The following is an 18,351-nucleotide window of genomic DNA, read 5'->3' on the forward strand; positions in this document are numbered from 1 at the left end:
GTCTTGTCTCCAGCGGCGGATTCTCACGCATTGCGCCCCCGGCCCCGGCAAGGGCCTGCGCTCGGCGGGGTCAGCGCGGTGGCACGGCCTGCAGCTGCGCGTGCTGGCGCACCGCCTCCAGCAGCAGCGTGGCCAGCCGGCTCGCCGGCGCCTCGGCGCGGGCCTGCGCGCGGTACAGCACGAGCGAGATCTGCGGCAGCGCCGGCAGCGAGAGCACCGAGCGATCGAGCGTGCGCACATGCGGGGGCAGCCCAAACGGCGTGCGCACCGTGAGGCCCAGGCCGGCCGAGGTCGCGGCCCACAGCGCCGCCAGGCTGGCGCTGCCGAAGGCGCGGCGCCACGGCAGGCCGGCGCGGTCGAGCGCGGTGATGACGATCTCGCGCAGCGGGCACGGGGCGTCGAGCATGATGAGCGGCAGCGGCTCCTTGCTCTTCACGGCGCGAACGCCCGCGCGGTGCTCGCGCTCGGTCCACCAGGGCGCATCGACGCGCTCGGGCGCCGTGGGGCCGATCCACAGCAGCGGCAGCCGCGCCACGCGCTCGGCATACGGCGACAGCGGCTGGTCGCCCGCGTCCCATGCCAACGCCAGGTCGAGCTGGCCCAGCTCGAGCCGCTCGCGCAGCTCGCCGCTGCGCGCCACGCAGGCCTCGATGCGCACCTTGGGGTGCGCGCGCGCGAAGCGGCCGAGCACGGCCGGCAGCAGCGTCTCGCCGAAGTCTTCCTGCAGGCCCAGCCGCACCCATCCTTGCAGGTCGACGCCGCGCAGCGCGGCGCTGGCCTCGTCGTTGAGTTCGAGCATGCGGTGCGCATAGGCCAGCAGCGTCTCGCCGGCATCGGTGAGCGCCAGGCCGCGGCCCTCCTTGCGGAACAGCACGGTGCCGGCCTGCGCCTCCAGCTTCTTGAGCTGCGCGCTCACGGCCGAGGTCGAGCGGCCCAGCTTGTCGGCCGCGCGCGCGTAGCTGCCGAGGGCCATGCCGGTGGAGAAGGTGCGCAGCACGTCGAGATCGAACATCACCTGGGTCATCGCGGGTCCTTGCATGAGCTTCTGGATCATCCTGAATTTCAGGACGATCCGCTCATTATTTTCTGATTTTCAAAACCTTTGCAGCGGCGGACACTGCGCTGCAACATGACCCATTCGCCCTCCCCCACCCCGCTGTCGCCCCGCCACCGCTGGAAGGTGCTCGCCGCCGGCGTGGCCGCCAACGCGGCCTTCTCGGTCGCCTTCAGCGGCATCCCCATGACCGCCGTGCTCATGCGCACCGGCTACCAGCTGGACAACGCCGCGCTCGGCCTGGTGCTCGGCCTCATGGGCCTGGGCATCGCCGTGAGCGAGCTGCCCTGGGGCCTGCTGACCGACCGCTGGGGCGACCGCCCCGTGCTGCTGGCCGGCCTGGGCAGCACGGCGATCGCGCTGGTCGCGATGGCACTGTGGGCCGCGCCGGGCGCCGGCCATGTGCCGGGCCTCGGCGTGCTCGGCGCGGGGCTGCTGCTGGTCGGCCTGCTCGGCGGCAGCGTGAACGGCGCCAGCGGGCGCGCGGTGATGACCTGGTTCGACGCCGGCGAGCGCGGCCTGGCCATGAGCATCCGCCAGACCGCCGTGCCGATGGGCGGCGGCATCGGCGCGCTGGTGCTGCCCTTCGTGGCGCTGCACTTCGGCTTTGCCGCGCTGTACGGCCTGCTCGCGCTGCTGTGCGCGCTGAGCGCGGCGATGAGCTGGGCCTGGGTGCACGAGCCGCCGATTGCGCCTCGTCACACGAACGTGGAAGCGTCAGCACCGAAGACCGGCCCGCTGCGCGACGTGCGCGTGTGGCGCATCGTGGCCGGCATCGGCATCCTGTGCGCGCCGCAGTTCGCGGTGCTGTCCTTCGGCACGGTGTTCCTGCACGACTTCGGTCATGTGGGCCTGGGCACGATCACGGCCGCCATGGTCTTCGTGCAGGTCGGCGCGATGGTGATGCGCGTGTGGAGCGGGCGCTGGACCGACCGCCGCCGCAACCGCCCGGCCTACCTGCGGGCCTGCAGCACGCTCAGCGTGGTGCTGTTCGCGGGCCTGGCCGCGCTGGTGATCGCGGCGGGCACCGAGGCGCCTTCACCCGGGCTGCGCGGGGCGCTGATCGCGCTGCTGGCCGTGAGCGGCGTGTGCGTGTCGGCCTGGCACGGCGTGGCGTACACCGAGCTGGCCACGCTGGCCGGCGCGGCGCGCGCCGGCACCGCGCTGGGCATGGCGAACACCAGCGTGTTCCTCGTGTGCTTCGTCACGCCCTTCTCGATTCCGCACCTGCTGGCACTGCAGGGCTGGCCGGTCGTGTGGCTGGCGGCCAGTGCGTGTGCGCTGGTGGCCGTTCCGCTGCTCGTGCCGCGCAAGGCCGATCCCGGCGCCTGCACGGCCGAGCTCGCTCAGAAGGTCGCGAAGACGGCGTTGAGCCGGTCGACGTAGGCGCGCTTGGCCGCCGCGTCGATGAAGCTGCCCTCGAAGCTGTTCGCCGCGAGCTGCCAGGCCTGCTGCACGCCGAGCCCGGTCGCTCCAAAGGTCTGCGTGAAGTTCTGGTTCATGTAGCCGCCGAAGTAGGCCGGGTCGTCCGAGTTGACGGTGGCGACCAGCCCCGCCTCGAGCAGCGCGCCCAGGTTGTGCTGCGACAGGTCGGGGAACACGCACAGCTTGAGGTTCGACAGCGGGCACACGGTGAGCGGAATGCGGTCCTGCGCCAGCCGCTTCATCAGCGCCGGGTCCTTGGCGCTCTGCACGCCGTGGTCGACGCGCTCGACCTTCAGCACGTCGAGCGCGCTCCACACGTAGGCCGGCGGGCCCTCTTCGCCCGCGTGCGCGACGAGGTGGAAGCCCAGCGCGCGGCAGCGCGCGAACACGCGCGCGAACTTCTCGGGCGGGTGGCCGACCTCGCTCGAGTCGAGCCCCACGCCGATGAATTTGTCGCGGTACGGCAGCGCCTGCTCCAGCGTCTCGAAGGCTTCTTCCTCGCTCAGGTGGCGCAGGAAGCACAGGATGAGCGAGGCGCTCACGCCCAGCTTGGGCAGCGCATCGACGCAGGCGCGGTGCAGGCCGTTGACCACCGTCTCCATCGACACGCCGCGCGCCGTGTGCGTCTGCGGGTCGAAGAACATCTCGGTGTGCACCACGTGGTCGGCCGCGGCACGCTCCAGGTAGGCCCAGGCCATGTCGTAGAAGTCCTGCTCTTTCAGCAGCACACTGGCGCCGGCGTAGTAGATGTCGAGAAAAGTCTGCAGGTTGGTGAAGGCGTAGGCCTTGCGCAGCTCTTCGACGCTGGCATACGGAATCGAGACACCGTTTCGCTGCGCGAGCGCGAAGATCAGCTCGGGCTCGAGCGAGCCTTCGATGTGCATGTGCAGCTCGGCCTTGGGCATGGCGCGCAGCAGCTCGGGCAGGCGTTCGGCGGGAATGCGCTGCGCGAAGCTCGGGTCGAACAGGGGGCGGCTGGAATCGGTCATGGGGCGTGGAAAATCGACGTTGTGATCGCGCACAGCATAAGGGCAGACACCCTGCGCGGCATCCCCGAAAACGTATACGCTGCCACCCGCTTTTCCCCCAAACTGATCTGGGTCAAATCGGGCCACGGCGGATGCGCTAGGCTTGGACCCCGGCAGGCCCGGCATCGGGTGTGTTCCCTCCAATCCGCGCCCAGCGTGCATTCGTGCCCTGGCGCCGTCCTTGATCGACTCGCATGACCCTACAAAACGCCTTCACCCGCGAAGACCTGCTGCGCTGCAGCCGCGGCGAACTGTTCGGCCCCGGCAACGCACAGCTGCCCGCCCCGAACATGCTGATGGTGGACCGCATCACCCACATCAGCGCCGAGGGCGGTACCTACGGCAAGGGCGAACTCACGGCCGAGCTCGACATCACGCCCGACCTGTGGTTTTTCGCCTGCCACTTCGAAGGCGACCCGGTGATGCCGGGCTGCCTGGGCCTGGACGCCATGTGGCAGCTGGTGGGCTTCTTCCTCGGCTGGCAGGGCCTGCCGGGCCGCGGCCGGGCCCTGGGCTCGGGCGAAGTGAAGTTCACGGGCCAGGTCCTGCCGACCGCCAAGCTCGTCACCTACAGCATCCAGATCAAGCGCGTGCTCAAGGGCAAGCTGAACCTGGCCATCGCCGACGGCTCGGTGAGCGTCGACGGCCGCCAGATCTACACCGCCGAAGGCCTGCGGGTCGGCGTGTTCACTTCCACCGACAACTTCTGAGGGTTTCGCCATGCGACGCGTCGTCATCACCGGTCTGGGCATCGTTTCGTGCCTGGGCAACGACAAGGAGACCGTCTCCGCCAACCTGCGCGCCAGCCGCCCCGGCATCCGGTTCCAGCCGGCCTACGCCGAAATGGGCCTGCGCAGCCAGGTGGCCGGCTCCATTGACCTTCCCCTCGAAGACCTCATCGACCGCAAGCTCTATCGCTTTGTCGGCCACGCGGCGGCCTATGCCTACCTGGCCATGAAGGACGCCATCGCCGATGCCGGCCTGACCGAGGAGCAGGTGTCCAACCCGCGCACCGGCCTCATCGCCGGCTCGGGCGGCGCCTCCACGCTGAACCAGATGGAAGCGCTCGACCTGCTGCGCGAAAAGGGCGTCAAGCGCGTGGGCCCCTACCGCGTGACGCGGACCATGAGCAGCACCGTGTCCGCCTGCCTGGCCACGCCCTTCAAGATCAAGGGCCTGAACTACTCCATCGCCTCGGCCTGCGCCACCAGCGCGCACTGCATCGGCAACGCCATGGAGCAGATCCAGATGGGCAAGCAGGACATCGTGTTCGCCGGCGGCGGTGAAGAAGAGCACTGGACCCAGTCGTTCCTGTTCGACGCCATGGGCGCGCTGTCCACCAAGTACAACGACACGCCTGAAAAGGCCTCGCGTGCGTACGACGCCCAGCGCGACGGCTTCGTCATCGCCGGCGGCGGCGGCATGGTCGTGGTCGAGTCGCTCGATCACGCACTGGCACGCGGCGCCAAGATCTACGCCGAGATCGTCGGCTACGGCGCCACCTCCGACGGCTACGACATGGTCGCGCCCAGCGGCGAAGGCGCCGTGCGCTGCATGCAGATGGCCATGTCCACCGTCGACACGCCCATCGACTACCTGAACACCCACGGCACCTCGACGCCCGTCGGCGACGTCATGGAAATGAAGGGCGTGCGCGAAGTCTTCGGCGACAAGGCGCCGGCCATCAGCTCCACCAAGAGCCTGTCAGGCCACTCGCTGGGCGCCGCCGGCGTGCACGAGGCGATCTACTGCCTGCTGATGATGGAAGGCAGCTTCATGGCCGGCTCGGCCAACATCGAGGCGCTCGACCCGGAAGTGGCCGACATGCCCATCCTCACCGCGACGCGCGAGAACGTCACCGTCGACACCGTGATGAGCAACAGCTTCGGCTTCGGCGGCACCAACGCCACGCTGGTGCTCAAGCGCTGGCAAGGCGCGTAAGAACGCCTGCCGGCCCCGTCGCGCCCGCGACGATGGGCCTGCGGGCGCTTCGCTAGACTGGGTTTCCCCATCCACCGCGCGAGGAGACCCATGGCGATCGACACCCTTTCCACCTGGCACCGGCTCGTCAAGACACGCGACGTGGCGGGCCTCGATGCCCTGCTGGCCGACGACGCCGTCTTCCTCTCGCCCGTGGTGCACCGGCCGCAGGTCGGCAAGGCCATCACGAAGCAGTACCTCGCCGCGGCCTTCCAGGTCTTCTTCAACGAGAGCTTCCGCTACGTGCGCGAACTCCAGGGCCCGACCGACGCCGTGCTCGAGTTCGAACTCGAGCTGGACGGCATCGCCATCAACGGCGTGGACATGATGAAGTGGAACGCCGAAGGCCGGATCACCGAGTTCAAGGTGATGCTGCGGCCGTTGAAGGCGGTGAACCTGATCCATCAGAAGATGGCGGCGCAGCTGCAGGCGGCGACGCAGTAAGCGGACTCAGGGGCAGGCCAGTTCCGTCCTGGCCACGGCGCACAGCCGGGCCTTCTCGGCCGCAGGCAACGTGAGCCCCGGCATCAGCCCGTCCAGCCGCAGCACCGCCGGGTAGAGGCGCGTGTCCTGCGGGTTCTTGCGGTAGGCGCGCAGCACCAGTTGCTGGCTTTCCTTGCCGCAGTGCCGGCGCTGCTGGCGCGCCACGTCCTTGTCGTGCGCCGAGCCGTCGCCGTTGAATTCGCCGGCGAAGTGAAAGCACATTTCCGCGTCGTCCACGGCCTGGCGCAGGCGCTGCTCTTCTTTCGAGAACGTCAGCGGTGCGGCGAACGACATCGACACGGCCAACAGTGCCGCACCTGCCGCCATGACCCTCTGCAGCTTCATGGTGTGAATCCCTTTCCTGAATGAAAAAAGGGCCGTCCGCAGACGACCCTTCTCGTGGCAATCGCCGAAGCGATCGATCAATGATTACTTCTTGTCGCCGCCCGGCACCTTGCCTTCGACGCCCTTGACGTAGAAGTTCACGCCCGACAGGAACTTGTCGTCGGCGACCGCGTCCTTGGCGATCAGCTCCTTGCCGTCCTGGCCGACGATCGGGCCCTTCCAGATCGAGAAGCTGCCGTCCTTCAGGCCCTTCTTCACTTCCTCGACCTTGGCCTTGGCTTCGGCCGGCACGTCTTCGGCGATCGAGACGATGTCGATCGCGCCTTCCTTCACGCCCCACCAGGTCTGGCCGGTGGTCCACTTGCCGTCCAGCGCGTCCTGCGTGGTCTTGATGTAGTACGGCGCCCAGTTGATGATGGCCGAGCCCAGGTGGGCCTTCGGGCCGTAGGCGGTCATGTCGGAGTCCCAGCCGAAGGCGCGCTTGCCCTTTTCTTGCGCGGTCTTCAGCACGGCCGGCGAGTCGGTGTTCTGGAACAGCACGTCGGCGCCGCCGTTGATCAGCGCGGTGGCGGCTTCGGTTTCCTTGGGCGGGCTGAACCACTCGTTCACCCACACGACCTTGGTGGTGATCTTCGGGTTGACCGACTGCGCGCCCAGCGTGAAGCTGTTGATGTTGCGCAGCACTTCAGGAATCGGCACCGAGCCGACCACGCCCAGCGTGTTGCTCTTGGTCATGGAGCCGGCGATCACGCCGGCCATGTACGCGCCTTCGTAGGTGCGGCTGTCATAGGTGCGCATGTTCTCGGCGGTCTTGTAGCCGGTGGCATGCTCGAACTTCACGTCCTTGCTGTCGTTGGCGACCTTGAGCATGGGTTCCATGTAGCCGAAGGTGGTGCCGAAGATCAGCTTGTTGCCCTGGCCCACGAAGTCGCGGAACACGCGCTCGGCGTCGGCCGACTCGGGCACGCTTTCGACAAAAGTGGTCTTGATCTTGTCGCCGAATTCCTTCTCGAGCGCCTTGCGGGCGTTGTCGTGCGCGAAGGACCAGCCGCCGTCGCCCACGGGACCGACATAGGCGAATGCGATGTTCAGCGGGGCTGCTGGCGCGGGGGCCGGAGCAGCGGCGGGGGCCGGTGCCGGCGGTGCAGCGGGGGCGGCCGCCTCTTCCTTCTTGCCGCAGCCGATGAGGGCCGCCGAAGCCACTGCGGTGAGTGCCGCGAGCTTGAGCAGGGAACGCTTGTTCAGATCATTCATTGTCGAAATCCTCAGAAGAAAAGGACGGGTTGGCAAAAAAACGAGAACGCGATTATGAGCCGGGGTAGAACGGTTTCCCCATCGAGGCCGGCATGTTGATGCGGATGAAGGCGGGGTTGCGCGAGATCAGCGCCAGCACCACGATCGGCGCGATGTACTGGGCCATGCTGAGGAACTGCGAGGGCACGTCGACGCCGCTGCTTTGCAGGTGGAAACCGAGCATCGAGACGCCGCCGAACAGGTAGGCGCCGAGCAGCACGCGGATCGGGCGCCAGGTGGCGAAGGTGGTCAGCGCCAGCGCGATCCAGCCGCGGCCGGCGACCATGCCCTCGACCCACAGCGGCGTGTACACGGTCGACAGGTACGCGCCCGCCAGGCCGCACAGCGCACCGCCCGCGATCACCGCCAGGAAGCGGATGCGCCGCACGGGGTAGCCCAGCGCATGCGCCGACTCGGGCGACTCGCCCACCGAGCGCAGCACGAGGCCGGCGCGGGTGCGGTACAAAAACCAGATGAGCCCGATGGTCAGCAGCACGGCCACGTACACCATCGGGTGGTGACGGAACAGCGCCGGGCCGGCCAGCGGAATGTCGGCCAGCACGGGAATGGCGAAGGGCGTGCTCTCGGGCAGCTTGGCCTGCACGAAGCTGATGCCCGCGAAGGCCGAGAAGCCGACGCCGAACAGGCTCAGCGCCAGCCCCGTCGCGTACTGGTTGGTGTTGAGCCAGATCACGAGCACGCCGAAGAACGCCGCGAGCAGCGCACCCGCCGCCATGCCGGCCAGGAAGCCGAGCCAGGGGTTGTGCGTGATGACCACCGTCGCGAAGCCCGCGATGGCGGCGCACAGCATCATGCCCTCGGCGCCGAGGTTGACGATGCCGGCCTTCTCGTTGATCAACAGGCCCAGCGCCGCGATGGCGAGCACGGTGCCCGCGCTCAGGGTCGAGCCCAGCAGGAGTGCGTAGCTTTCCATGGTTCAGAGACCCCCTTCGGTGGCACGCGCGGTCGGCGCAACGGGCGCGGTCGGCGCGGTGATCGGCGTGCTGACCTGCAGCGAAGTCGTGGTCAGCGTCGCGGCCTTGGCGCCGGCCTTGCGGCGGATGCGGTAGGCGATGAGCGTGTCGCAGGCCAGGAGCGTGAACAGCAGCAGGCCCTGGAACACGCCGGTGAGCGACTTGGGCAGGCCCAGGCGCGACTGCGCGAGTTCGCCGCCGATGTAGAACATGCTCATCAGGATCGCCGAGAAGATCATGCCCACCGGATGCAGCCGCCCGACGAAGGCCACGATGATGGCCGCGAAGCCGTAGCCCGCGGGCACGTACGGCGTGAGCTGGCCGATGGGGCCCGCCACTTCGAGCGCGCCCGCCAGGCCGGCCGCGCCACCCGAGGTGAGCAGCGCAATCCACACGGCGCGGCGTGCCGAAAAACCCGCATAGCGCGCCGCCGCGGGCGCCAGCCCGCCGACCTGCTGCGCGAAGCCCGCGCGCGTGCGGAACAGGAACACCCACAGCGCGCCCGCGCCGACCAGCGCGATGATCAGCCCGATCGACACGCGCGAACCCTTCATGAGCCGCGGGATCTGCGTCACCGCCTCGAAGGTCTTGGTCTGCGGGAAGTTGTAGCCCTGCGGGTCTTTCCAGGGGCCGAAGACCAGGTAGCTCAGCATCAGCGTGGCCACGTAGACCAGCATCAGGCTCACGAGGATTTCGTTGGCGTTGAACTTGTCGCGCAGGAACGCGACGATGCCCGCCCACACCATGCCGCCCAGGATGCCCGCCAGCAAAATGGCCACGACGATCCAGCTGCCGGTGCTCTTGTCGGCCAGCAGCGCCACGCCGCCCGCGGCGATGGCGCCGCAGACGAACTGCCCTTCGGCGCCGATGTTCCAGACGTTGGAGCGAAAGCACACGGCCAGGCCGAGCGCAATGATGAGCAGCGGCGTGGCCTTCACCATCAGCTCGCCGATGGCGTAGCCGCTCTTGATCGGCTCGTAGAAGAACACCTGCAGGCCCTTGACCGGGTCCTTGCCCAGCGCGGCGAACAGCGCCACGCCGATGAGCACGGTGATCAGCAGCGCCAGGATCGGCGAGCCATAGCTCCAGAAGCGCGACAGCTCCGGGCGGGGTTCAAGCTTGAGCATGCGCGCCCTCCTTCTTGTTGTTCTGGTGGGGCTGCGCCTGCGGCCACAGGCCGCTCATCCACTCGCCGATCTGCGGCAGCGTGGCCGCCGCGCGGTCGATCGAGGGCGACAGCCGCCCCTTGGCGATCACGTGCAGCCGGTCGCAGATGTTGAACAGCTCGTCCAGCTCCTCGCTGATCACGAGCACGGCGCAGCCGGCATCGCGCAGCGCGAGGATCTCGGCATGGATGAGCGCCGCTGCGCCCACGTCCACGCCCCAGGTCGGCTGCGAGACGATGAAGAGCTTGGGGTTGGCGTCGATCTCGCGGCCGACGATGAATTTCTGCAGGTTGCCGCCCGAGAGCGAGCGCGCCGCCGCGCCCGGGCCGCCGGCCTTCACCTTGAAGCGATCGATGATGGAACGCGCCTGCTTGTCGAGCTCGGCGGTGCGGATCCAGCCGCCCTTGCCCACCGCGTTGCTGCGCGTGAGCAGCAGGTTGTGCGCCAGGCCCAGCGTGGGCACGGCGCCGCGCCCCAGCCGTTCCTCGGGCACGAAATGCAGGCCCAGCGCGCGCCGCGCACGCGGGCGCAGCCGGCCGGCCGGCTGGTCGAACACGCGCACCATGGCGGGCTCGGCGCGCACGTCCTCGCCCGAGAGCGTGTACAGCAGTTCCTTCTGGCCGTTGCCCGAGACGCCGGCGATGCCGACGACCTCGCCCGCACGCACGTCGAACGAGATGCCGTCCAGGTCGACGCCGAACTGGTCCTCGCGCGCCAGCTTCAGGCCCTGCACGCGCAGCGCCACCGCGCCGGCATGCAGCGGGCGGTGCTGCAGCGGCGGCGGCTCGCTGCCGATCATCAGGCGCGAGAGCGATTCGGTGCTCTCGTTGCGCGGGTTGCACACACCTGTGACCTTGCCGCCGCGCAGCACGGTGCAGGCGGTGCACAGCTCCTGGATCTCGTGCAGCTTGTGGCTGATGTACAGGATGCTGCAGCCTTCCGAGGCCAGCTTGTTCAGCACGCCGAACAGGCGGATGACGGCCTGCGGCGTGAGCACCGAGGTCGGCTCGTCCAGGATCAGCAGCTTGGGGTTGGTGAGCAGCGCGCGGATGATCTCCACCCGCTGCATCTCGCCCACCGACAGCGTGTGCACGGGGCGCGCGGGGTCGATGTCCAGGCCGTACTCGCTGGCCTTGGCCGTGATGCTGCGGGCCACTTCGGCCAGCGCGAGCGACTTGTCCAGGCCCAGCCAGACGTTCTCGGCCACGGTGAGCGTGTCGAACAGGCTGAAGTGCTGGAACACCATGCTGATGCCCAGCGCGCGCGCCTGCTGCGGATTGCGCAGGTTCACCGCCTGGCCGTCGAAGGTGACGGTGCCTTCGTCGGGCTTGACCGAGCCGTAGATGATCTTCATCAGGGTCGATTTGCCCGCGCCGTTCTCTCCGAGCACGGCATGGATTTCGCCGGGCTGCACGGCCAGGGAGATGTCGCTGTTGGCCACCACCGCGGGGTACCGCTTGGTGATGTGCGCCAGCTGGAGTCTGGGGGTTGTCATGCCGGGTTTCGTGGGTTTGTCTCGTTCAACATCAACAAGCGGGGACAGCTATAAGTTTAGGGCCTGTAAACACTGTGTTTTGGTGCCGCGAAGGCCTGCCAGGGCGGGCCAATCAAGGCGCGCGACGCCGCGTGTGCATGCGCACACGCAAGGAGCGCAACGCCGAGTGGCCCGCCCTGGCAGGCCTTCCCTCCGGGTTGGCCGGCAAAGGGGCTGCCTGCGGCGTTGCCCGCGCTTGCAAGGCAGAAGCCTTGCTGCGCGCGGGCGCCTTGCATCCAGCCCCTTTGCCGGCCAACGCGGCACCAAAACACAGTGTTTACAGGCCCGGGCGTCCCCGCGACCATCGGCGCCCGACGGCGCTCTACTCAGCCTCTCAGTGCCCGCCGATGTAGGCGAACTTGAACAGGAAGATTGCCGCGATCACCCAGACCATCGCATGCACTTCCCGTGCCCGGCCGGTGCACAGCTTGAGCACCGCATAGGTGATGAAGCCGAAGGCCAGGCCGTTGGCGATCGAGTAGGTGAAGGGCATGGCCAGCGCCGTGACGGCGGCCGGGATCACCTCGGTGGTGTCTTCCCAGTCGAGCTCGACCAGGTCGCGCAGCATCAGGCAGCCCACGAAGAGCAGCGCCGGTGCGGTGGCGTAGGCCGGCACCGAGCCCGCCAGCGGCGAGATCATCAGGCAGGCCAGGAACAGCAGCGCCACGACCACGGCCGTGAGGCCGGTGCGACCACCGGCTTGCACGCCGGCCGCGCTTTCCACGTAGGCCGTGGTGCTCGAGGTGCCCAGCAGCGAGCCCGCGAAGATCGCGCCGCTGTCGGCCAGCAGCGCCTTGTTCATGCGCTCCATCTTGCCCGGCACCAGCAGGCCCGCGCGCTTGGCCACGCCCATCAGCGTGCCGGTGGCGTCGAACATCTCGACCAGGAAGAACACCAGCACCACGTTCAGGATGCCGCCCTTGAGCGCCCCGAGGATGTCCAGTTGCATGAAGGTCGGTGCGATGGACGGCGGTGCGTCGAACACGCCGTGGAACTTGTTGCCGCCGAAGAAGAACGACAGCACCGTCACCAGCATGATCCCGATCAGGATCGCCCCGCGCACCTTCAATCGGTCGAGCGCCACGATGACGAGAAAGCCCAGCGTGGCCAGCACCACCGGCGCCGAGTGCAGGTCGCCCAGCGTGACGAAGGTGGCCGGCGAGGCGGCGACGATGCCCGCGCTCTTCAGCGCGATGAGCGCCAGGAACATGCCGATGCCCACGGTGATCGCCGTTCGCAAGGACTGCGGTATGCCCGCGATGAACAGCTCCCGCAACCCGGTGACCGTCACGATCAGGAAGAGGCACCCGGAGATGAACACCGCGCCCAGCGCGACCTGCCACGTGTAGCCCATGCCGAGCACGACCACGTAGGCGAAGTAGGCGTTCAGGCCCATGCCCGGCGCCATGGCGATCGGGTAGTTGGCGTACAGGCCCATGATCAGCGTGCCGATGGCTGCGATCAGGCAGGTGGCGACGAAGACAGCGCCCTTGGGCATGCCCGCGTCCCCGAGGATCGACGGGTTCACGAAGATGATGTAGGCCATCGTCAGGAAGGTCGTCAGCCCTGCGATGACTTCGGTGCGCACGGTGGTGTTGTGCTCGGTCAGCTTGAAAAAGCGTTCCAGCAGACCGGCGTTGGCCGGTGCGGTGGCCGCACGCAACGGCGCCGCCTCGGTGGCCCCGGCGGCCCGGGGAGTGGTGGCCTTGGGCACCTCTTCATACCTGTTCATTTCGCTTGTCTCCAGCTGTTGTATGTGGCGGTTCGTTCATCGTTGCCTCGGTCGCGACGCCGGCGCGACGGAGGGCTCAGGGAGGATCGGAAAGCGGCTCAGCCGGCAGGGCTCGGGCGGTGGCGGCAGGTGCGGCGTCGAAGCCGGGCCGCAGCGACGCCGCCACGCCCTTGATGCATTCCCGCAGCCAGCGCGCGGAGCTCGACGAATGCGTGCGTTCGTGCCAGAGCTGGTAGTACATGAGGCGCGGCAAGGCAGCCGGGCACTCGAGGATCTTCACGGGCAGCCGTGCGGCAAAACGCTCGCAGTACTGGCGCCCGGTGGTCAGCACCAGCAGGCTCGAGGCCACCATGTCCGGGATGAGGCTGAAGTGCGCGCAGCGCGCCGTGATGTTGCGCTGCCGGCCCAGCTCGTCGAGCATCTGGTCGATGATGCCGCGCCCGCCCGGGTGCATGGGCGTAGGCGCGATGTGCTCGGCCGCCAGCCAGGTTTCCAGGTCCCACCCGCGCCGCACGGCCGGATGGTCCTGGTTGACCAGCGACACCACCTCGTCGCCGAACAGGCGCGCCATGTGCAGGTCTTCCGGCGGCTTGAGCCAGTTGCCGATCACCAGGTCGACCTGCCCGAGCGCCAGGTGCCCGTGGTAGTCCGAATCGGGCGAGAGCGCATGGATCTCGATCTGGCACAGCGGCGCCTCGCGCTTGACCTGCGCCACCAGCAGCGGCAGGAACAGCGGGTCCATGTAGTCGCTGGCCGCGATGCGGAAGGTGGTGGCCGCCGACTGCGGCTCGAAACCGCGCGCATCCGAGAACAGCATCTCGGCCGCCCGAAGAATGCTGGCCGCGGGCTCGATCATGCGCAGCCCCGCGTCGGTGGGCACCATGCCCGAGCCCGAGCGCACCAGGAGCGGGTCGCCCGACAGCTCGCGCAGGCGCTTCAGCGCGGCCGAGACGGCCGGCTGGTACATGCCCAGGCGGATGGCGGCGCGCGAGACGCTGCGGTCGGTCAACACGGTGTGAAGCACCCGAATCAGATGAAGGTCGATCTTGTCGAAAAGCGCCTGGTCTCTCATGGCTGTTCACACCTTTCTTGTCTGTGCGAACAGTTATACAGCGCAACATTTGGAGAACGGAAGGACGCTCGGACCGTGCGAGCACGGCCGGTGCTCATTCGCCAGAGGCTGCCTGCACCGCGGTCAGGGCGCGGAGGATGGATTCGCTCGTGGCCGGCGCCTTCAGCGGCGGATCGACCCGGTGCCCGCCCGCGGCCGACACGGCATCGCGGATCGCGAAGAACACAGAGAACGGCAGCAACAGCGGCGGTTCGCCCACGGCCTTGCTGCGGTGAATGGAGTCTTCGAAGTTCTGGCCCTCGAACAGGCGCACGTTGAACACCGGCGGGCAGTCGTTGGCCGTCGGGATCTTGTAGGTGCTCGGCGCGTGCGTGGTGAGCTTGCCGCTCGCCGGGTGCCACACGAGTTCTTCGGTCGTGAGCCAGCCCATGCCCTGGATGAAGGCGCCCTCGACCTGGCCGATGTCCACGGCCGGGTTCAGCGACTTGCCCGCGTCGTGCAGGATGTCGGCACGCAGCAACTTCCATTCGCCGGTGAGCGTGTCCACCACCACCTCGCTCACCGCCGCGCCGTAGGCGTAGTAGTAGAACGGGCGGCCCTGCATCTTGTCCTTGTCCCAGCTCAGGCCGGGCGTGGCGTAGAAGCCGTCGGACCACAGCTGCTTGCGGTCGAGGTAGGCCTCGCCCACCACGGTGCTGAAGGCCAGCGTGCGGCCGTTCACCTCGACCTGGTCGTTGGCAAAGCGCACGTCGGCGGCGTTGCCGCCATGGCGCTCGGCGGCACAGGCGGCCAGGCGTTCGCGGATCTGGCGGGCGGCGTCCTGTGCGGCCTTGCCGTTCAGGTCGGCGCCGGTCGAGGCGGCCGTGGCCGAGGTGTTGGCCACCTTGGTCGTGTCGGTCGCGGTGACGCGCACGCGCTCGAAGCTCACGCCCAGCTCGTGCGCCACCACCTGCGCCACCTTGGTGTTCAGGCCCTGGCCCATCTCGGTGCCGCCGTGGTTCACGAGGATCGAGCCGTCGGTGTACACGTGCACCAGCGCGCCGGCCTGGTTGAAGTGCTTCACGTTGAACGAGATGCCGAACTTCAGCGGCGCCAGCGCCAGCCCGCGCTTGAGCACCGGGCTCTTGGCGTTGAAGGCGGCGATCTCTTCGCGGCGCAGGCGGTAGTCGCTGGTTTCTTCGAGCTCGGCCACGAGTTCGTGGACGATGTTGTCGGTCACGGTCTGGCGGTACGGCGTGACGTTGTTCTCGCCCTTGCCGTAGAAGTTGACGCGCCGCACGTCGAGCGGGTCGCGCTTCAGTTCGCGCGCCACCGAGTCCATGATGTTCTCGATGGCGATGGCGCCTTGCGGGCCGCCGAAGCCGCGGAAGGCCGTGTTGCTCTGCGTGTTGGTCTTGCCCGAGAAGCCGTGCATGCTCACGTTGGGCAGCCAGTAGGCGTTGTCGAAGTGGCACAGCGCGCGCGTCATCACCGGGCCCGACAGGTCGGCCGAGTGGCCGGCGCGCGAGACCATGGTGATCTCGGCGCCGAGGATGCGGCCCTCGTCGTCGTAGCCCACGTCGTACTCGTACCAGAAGCAGTGGCGACGACCGGTGATCATGAAGTCGTCGTCGCGGTCCAGGCGCAGCTTCACGGGGCGCTGCAGCTGGCGCGCCGCAATGGCCGCCACGCAGGCAAAGATCGCCGACTGCGATTCCTTGCCGCCGAAACCACCGCCCATGCGCCGGCATTCGACATGCACTTCGTTCGAGGACAGGTGCAGCGCATGCGCCACCAGGTGCTGCATCTCGCTCGGGTGCTGCGTCGAGCAGTGGATGTGCAGCGTGCCGCCCTCCTTCGGGATGGCGTAGCTGATCTGGCCTTCGAGGTAGAACTGCTCCTGCCCGCCCACGTCGAGCGTGGCCTGGTGGCGGTGCGGCGCCTTCGCGATGGCGGCGCGCACGGCGGCTTCGTCGCCTCCGTTGGCGGCCCCGCCGCTGCGCACGATGTGCATCGGCGGCACCACGTACTGGCCGCGCGCATGCGCGTCCTGCGGCGTGATGACGGGCGGCTGCGCCTCAAGGGTGATCGCGTCCTTGGCCTTGGCGGCGGCGCGGCGCGCGGCATCGCGGGTTTCGGCGATCACGGCGAACACGGGCTGGCCGAGGTAGCGGATCTGGCCGCCATCGTTCACGGGCAGCAGGATCGGGTCATCGTGAATGATCGAACCGCAGTCGTTGGTGCCGGGGATGTCGTCGGCGGTGAGCACCGCGACCACGCCGGGCATGGCGCGGATGGCGTCGAGCGACAGCGCCGTCACGCGGCCGTTGGCCACCGGCGACAGGCCCAGCGCGCAGTGCAGCGTGCCGGCGAGTTCGGGAATGTCGTCGATGTAGGTGGCTTCGCCGGCCACGTGCAGGTGCGCCGACTCGTGCGGGCGGCTGATGCCCACGCGCATGCCGCGGTCGTGCGCCAGCGCTTCGGCGCCCACGTCAATGCGGGCGGCGGTGTTCTTCAGGTAGTCGGCAAAGGCCTCGGCGGGCTGCAGCAGGCGGGCGTCGATGGGTTTGTTCATGGTCAGAGTCCTTCCGCCGCCACCTTGGCAACGACATGAGGCATCACGCTCCAGACGCTGGTTTCCTCGAGGGACAGCGCGTCCTGCGTGCGGGTTTCGAGCCACAGGCGCTGGATCAGGTTCTGCGCCACCTGCAGGCGGTAATCGGCCGAGGCCCGCATGTCGGAGAGCGGCTTGAAATCCTGCGCCAGCGCCAGCTTGGCGGTCGCCACGCTGGCCTGCGTCCAGGGCTTGCCCACGAGCGCGGCTTCGGCGTTGGCGGCGCGCTTGACGGTGGCGGCCATGCCGCCGAAGGCCAGGCGCACAGCCTTCACCGTGTCGCTGCCGGCTTCCAGTTCGATGGCGAAGCCCGCGCACAGCGCGGAGATGTCGCAGTCGAAGCGCTTGCTGATCTTGTAGGCGCGCACCTGACGACGCATGGCGGCCAGCGGCACGGCCAGGCCCTGCACGAACTCGCCGGGCTGCAGCTCGTTCTTCATGTAGTCGAGGTAGAACGCGGGCAGCGGCATGCGGCGAACCACATCACCGCGACGCAGTTCGATCTGTGCGTCGAGCGACATCAGCACCGGCGGCGAGTCGCCGATGGGCGAGCCGTTGGCGACGTTGCCGCCCATGGTGCCGGCGTGGCGGATCGGCGGCGAGGCAAAGCGCAGCCACACGTCGGCCAGGCTGGGCACGCGCTCGACCAGCGCGCCGAAAGCGGCTTCGAGCGAGGCGCCGGCGCCGATGTAGAGCTCGTCGGCGCGCTCTTCCACGGTCTTCATCTCGGCCACGTCGCCGACATAGATGATGTCGCCGAGGTCGCGGAACTGCTTGTTGACCCACAGGCCGACGTCGGTCGAGCCGGCCAGCAGCTGGGCGCGCGGCTTCTGCACGCGCAGCGCGGCGAGCTGGGCGATGGTCTTGGGGGCGTGGAAGTGGTCGATGCGGGCGCCGAGCGGGGCCGCGTAGTCCAGGCCGTCGTTCTTCAGCGCGGTGAGCGCGGCCACCACGGGGGCGGTGTCCAGGCGCACGGCCGGCAGGTCGAACATGCGCTGGCCGGCGTCGAGGATGGGGCGGTAGCCGGTGCAGCGGCACAGGTTGCCCGACAGGTCGTCGGCCAGCTGCTGACGCGTGGGCTGCGTGCCCTCGGCCTGGTGGTGTTCGTAGGTGGCCCACAGCGACATCACGAAGCCCGGCGTGCAGAAACCGCACTGCGAGCCGTGGCAGTCGACCATGGCCTGCTGCACAGGGTGCAGCGGGTGAACGGCGTGCTTGGCCGGCGCATCGGCCTTGGGCTTGCACTGCGACGCGCACTGGCCCTTGAGGTCTTCGACCGTGAACAGCGCCTTGCCGTGCAGCGTGGGCAGGAACTGGATGCAGGCGTTGACGGTCTGCAGCTGCAGGCCGTCGACCGCACCGGGCGCGTGGGCGTCGGTGGCCAGCTCGCCGATGACGACGGTGCAGGCGCCGCAGTCGCCTTCGTTGCAGCCTTCCTTGGTGCCGGTGCAGCGCGCGTCTTCGCGCAGCCAATCGAGCACGGAGCGGGTCGGATGGACCCCGCTGACGTCGACGATCTTTCCGCGATGGAAGAAGCGGATCGGTTGAATCGGTGTACTGCTGCTCTCGGTGCTCATGCTTTTTCTGGCTCGTGGGCGGCCCGTCATGGGCCAGTCATGGACGTTAGCGGCTTGCGTGGGGTCTTGCATACGGGCACGCCCATAACGCGTAT

General features: G+C 68.6%; 15 protein-coding genes. 4 read left to right on the forward strand and 11 right to left on the reverse strand.

What is annotated here, in order from left to right; genetic code table 11:
• Positions 1 to 70: 70 nt before the first annotated feature.
• Positions 71 to 1,024 (reverse strand): LysR substrate-binding domain-containing protein, encoded by a 954-nt coding sequence (locus tag AC07Q9_RS03150; RefSeq protein ID WP_495308214.1) that lies wholly within the window; start codon positions 1,022 to 1,024, stop codon positions 71 to 73.
• A 105-nt stretch (positions 1,025 to 1,129) separates the two neighbouring features.
• On the opposite strand from AC07Q9_RS03150, the gene AC07Q9_RS03155 reads away from it, so the two are divergent.
• Positions 1,130 to 2,440 (forward strand): MFS transporter, encoded by a 1,311-nt coding sequence (locus AC07Q9_RS03155; RefSeq protein ID WP_495307329.1) that lies wholly within the window; start codon positions 1,130 to 1,132, stop codon positions 2,438 to 2,440.
• Here the strand turns inward: AC07Q9_RS03155 and AC07Q9_RS03160 are convergent.
• Positions 2,401 to 3,468 carry an adenosine deaminase gene (locus AC07Q9_RS03160; RefSeq protein WP_495307331.1) on the reverse strand — a complete coding sequence of 356 codons (1,068 nt, stop codon included), beginning with the start codon at positions 3,466 to 3,468 and terminating at the stop codon, positions 2,401 to 2,403. The genes AC07Q9_RS03155 and AC07Q9_RS03160 overlap by 40 nt on opposite strands.
• Before the next feature lie 233 nt (positions 3,469 to 3,701).
• On the opposite strand from AC07Q9_RS03160, the gene fabA reads away from it, so the two are divergent.
• The 3 genes from fabA to AC07Q9_RS03175 all read left to right on the forward strand — a co-directional run bounded on the left by fabA (position 3,702) and on the right by AC07Q9_RS03175 (position 5,931).
• Positions 3,702 to 4,217: a 3-hydroxyacyl-[acyl-carrier-protein] dehydratase FabA gene (fabA, locus tag AC07Q9_RS03165; RefSeq protein WP_056574156.1), complete on the forward strand. Its 516-nt coding sequence runs from the start codon at positions 3,702 to 3,704 to the stop codon at positions 4,215 to 4,217.
• A gap of 10 nt (positions 4,218 to 4,227) precedes the next feature.
• Positions 4,228 to 5,448 (forward strand): beta-ketoacyl-ACP synthase I, encoded by a 1,221-nt coding sequence (gene fabB / locus AC07Q9_RS03170; protein ID WP_495307332.1) that lies wholly within the window; start codon positions 4,228 to 4,230, stop codon positions 5,446 to 5,448.
• A gap of 90 nt (positions 5,449 to 5,538) precedes the next feature.
• Positions 5,539 to 5,931: a nuclear transport factor 2 family protein gene (locus AC07Q9_RS03175; protein ID WP_369631874.1), complete on the forward strand. Its 393-nt coding sequence runs from the start codon at positions 5,539 to 5,541 to the stop codon at positions 5,929 to 5,931.
• Positions 5,932 to 5,937: 6 nt separating this feature from the next.
• Here the strand turns inward: AC07Q9_RS03175 and AC07Q9_RS03180 are convergent, their stop codons facing one another.
• The 9 genes from AC07Q9_RS03180 to xdhA all read right to left on the reverse strand — a co-directional run bounded on the left by AC07Q9_RS03180 (position 5,938) and on the right by xdhA (position 18,256).
• Entirely contained in the window at positions 5,938 to 6,315 is a 378-nt protein-coding gene (locus AC07Q9_RS03180) for a hypothetical protein (protein WP_495307333.1), read from the reverse strand.
• 84 nt (positions 6,316 to 6,399) lie between these two features.
• The gene (locus tag AC07Q9_RS03185) at positions 6,400 to 7,569 is read right to left on the reverse strand and encodes a BMP family ABC transporter substrate-binding protein (RefSeq protein ID WP_489061924.1); all 1,170 of its coding nucleotides are present in this window, start codon (positions 7,567 to 7,569) and stop codon (positions 6,400 to 6,402) included.
• 52 nt (positions 7,570 to 7,621) lie between these two features.
• Positions 7,622 to 8,542 carry an ABC transporter permease gene (locus AC07Q9_RS03190; protein WP_056574139.1) on the reverse strand — a complete coding sequence of 307 codons (921 nt, stop codon included), beginning with the start codon at positions 8,540 to 8,542 and terminating at the stop codon, positions 7,622 to 7,624.
• A 3-nt stretch (positions 8,543 to 8,545) separates the two neighbouring features.
• Positions 8,546 to 9,709, reverse strand: coding sequence for an ABC transporter permease (locus tag AC07Q9_RS03195; protein WP_495307334.1), 1,164 nt, complete (start codon positions 9,707 to 9,709; stop codon positions 8,546 to 8,548).
• Entirely contained in the window at positions 9,696 to 11,243 is a 1,548-nt protein-coding gene (locus AC07Q9_RS03200; RefSeq protein WP_489061928.1) for an ABC transporter ATP-binding protein, read from the reverse strand. The genes AC07Q9_RS03195 and AC07Q9_RS03200 overlap by 14 nt, the downstream gene beginning before the upstream one ends.
• A gap of 373 nt (positions 11,244 to 11,616) precedes the next feature.
• Positions 11,617 to 13,014 carry an NCS2 family permease gene (locus AC07Q9_RS03205; protein ID WP_099795716.1) on the reverse strand — a complete coding sequence of 466 codons (1,398 nt, stop codon included), beginning with the start codon at positions 13,012 to 13,014 and terminating at the stop codon, positions 11,617 to 11,619.
• A 76-nt stretch (positions 13,015 to 13,090) separates the two neighbouring features.
• A complete protein-coding gene (locus AC07Q9_RS03210; RefSeq protein ID WP_495301281.1) occupies positions 13,091 to 14,086 on the reverse strand; it encodes a LysR family transcriptional regulator in 996 nt (331 codons plus the stop codon).
• Between the two features lie 94 nt (positions 14,087 to 14,180).
• Positions 14,181 to 16,640, reverse strand: coding sequence for a xanthine dehydrogenase molybdopterin binding subunit (gene xdhB, locus AC07Q9_RS03215; protein WP_495307335.1), 2,460 nt, complete (start codon positions 16,638 to 16,640; stop codon positions 14,181 to 14,183).
• 2 nt (positions 16,641 to 16,642) lie between these two features.
• Entirely contained in the window at positions 16,643 to 18,256 is a 1,614-nt protein-coding gene (xdhA, locus tag AC07Q9_RS03220; RefSeq protein ID WP_495307336.1) for a xanthine dehydrogenase small subunit, read from the reverse strand.
• Positions 18,257 to 18,351: the final 95 nt, after the last annotated feature.

This window comes from Variovorax sp. GW821-FHT09A10 (genome assembly GCF_059418385.1).

Excerpts from the sequence above, each read along its gene's own strand:
- AC07Q9_RS03150 (WP_495308214.1), bottom strand. The coding sequence starts at position 1,024 with ATGACCCAGGTGATGTTCGATCTCGACGTGCTGCGCACCTTCTCCACC.
- AC07Q9_RS03155 (WP_495307329.1), top strand. The coding sequence starts at position 1,130 with ATGACCCATTCGCCCTCCCCCACCCCGCTGTCGCCCCGCCACCGCTGG.
- AC07Q9_RS03160 (WP_495307331.1), bottom strand. The coding sequence starts at position 3,468 with ATGACCGATTCCAGCCGCCCCCTGTTCGACCCGAGCTTCGCGCAGCGC.
- fabA (WP_056574156.1), top strand. The coding sequence starts at position 3,702 with ATGACCCTACAAAACGCCTTCACCCGCGAAGACCTGCTGCGCTGCAGC.
- fabB (WP_495307332.1), top strand. The coding sequence starts at position 4,228 with ATGCGACGCGTCGTCATCACCGGTCTGGGCATCGTTTCGTGCCTGGGC.
- AC07Q9_RS03175 (WP_369631874.1), top strand. The coding sequence starts at position 5,539 with ATGGCGATCGACACCCTTTCCACCTGGCACCGGCTCGTCAAGACACGC.
- AC07Q9_RS03180 (WP_495307333.1), bottom strand. The coding sequence starts at position 6,315 with ATGAAGCTGCAGAGGGTCATGGCGGCAGGTGCGGCACTGTTGGCCGTG.
- AC07Q9_RS03185 (WP_489061924.1), bottom strand. The coding sequence starts at position 7,569 with ATGAATGATCTGAACAAGCGTTCCCTGCTCAAGCTCGCGGCACTCACC.
- AC07Q9_RS03190 (WP_056574139.1), bottom strand. The coding sequence starts at position 8,542 with ATGGAAAGCTACGCACTCCTGCTGGGCTCGACCCTGAGCGCGGGCACC.
- AC07Q9_RS03195 (WP_495307334.1), bottom strand. The coding sequence starts at position 9,709 with ATGCTCAAGCTTGAACCCCGCCCGGAGCTGTCGCGCTTCTGGAGCTAT.
- AC07Q9_RS03200 (WP_489061928.1), bottom strand. The coding sequence starts at position 11,243 with ATGACAACCCCCAGACTCCAGCTGGCGCACATCACCAAGCGGTACCCC.
- AC07Q9_RS03205 (WP_099795716.1), bottom strand. The coding sequence starts at position 13,014 with ATGAACAGGTATGAAGAGGTGCCCAAGGCCACCACTCCCCGGGCCGCC.
- AC07Q9_RS03210 (WP_495301281.1), bottom strand. The coding sequence starts at position 14,086 with ATGAGAGACCAGGCGCTTTTCGACAAGATCGACCTTCATCTGATTCGG.
- xdhB (WP_495307335.1), bottom strand. The coding sequence starts at position 16,640 with ATGAACAAACCCATCGACGCCCGCCTGCTGCAGCCCGCCGAGGCCTTT.
- xdhA (WP_495307336.1), bottom strand. The coding sequence starts at position 18,256 with ATGAGCACCGAGAGCAGCAGTACACCGATTCAACCGATCCGCTTCTTC.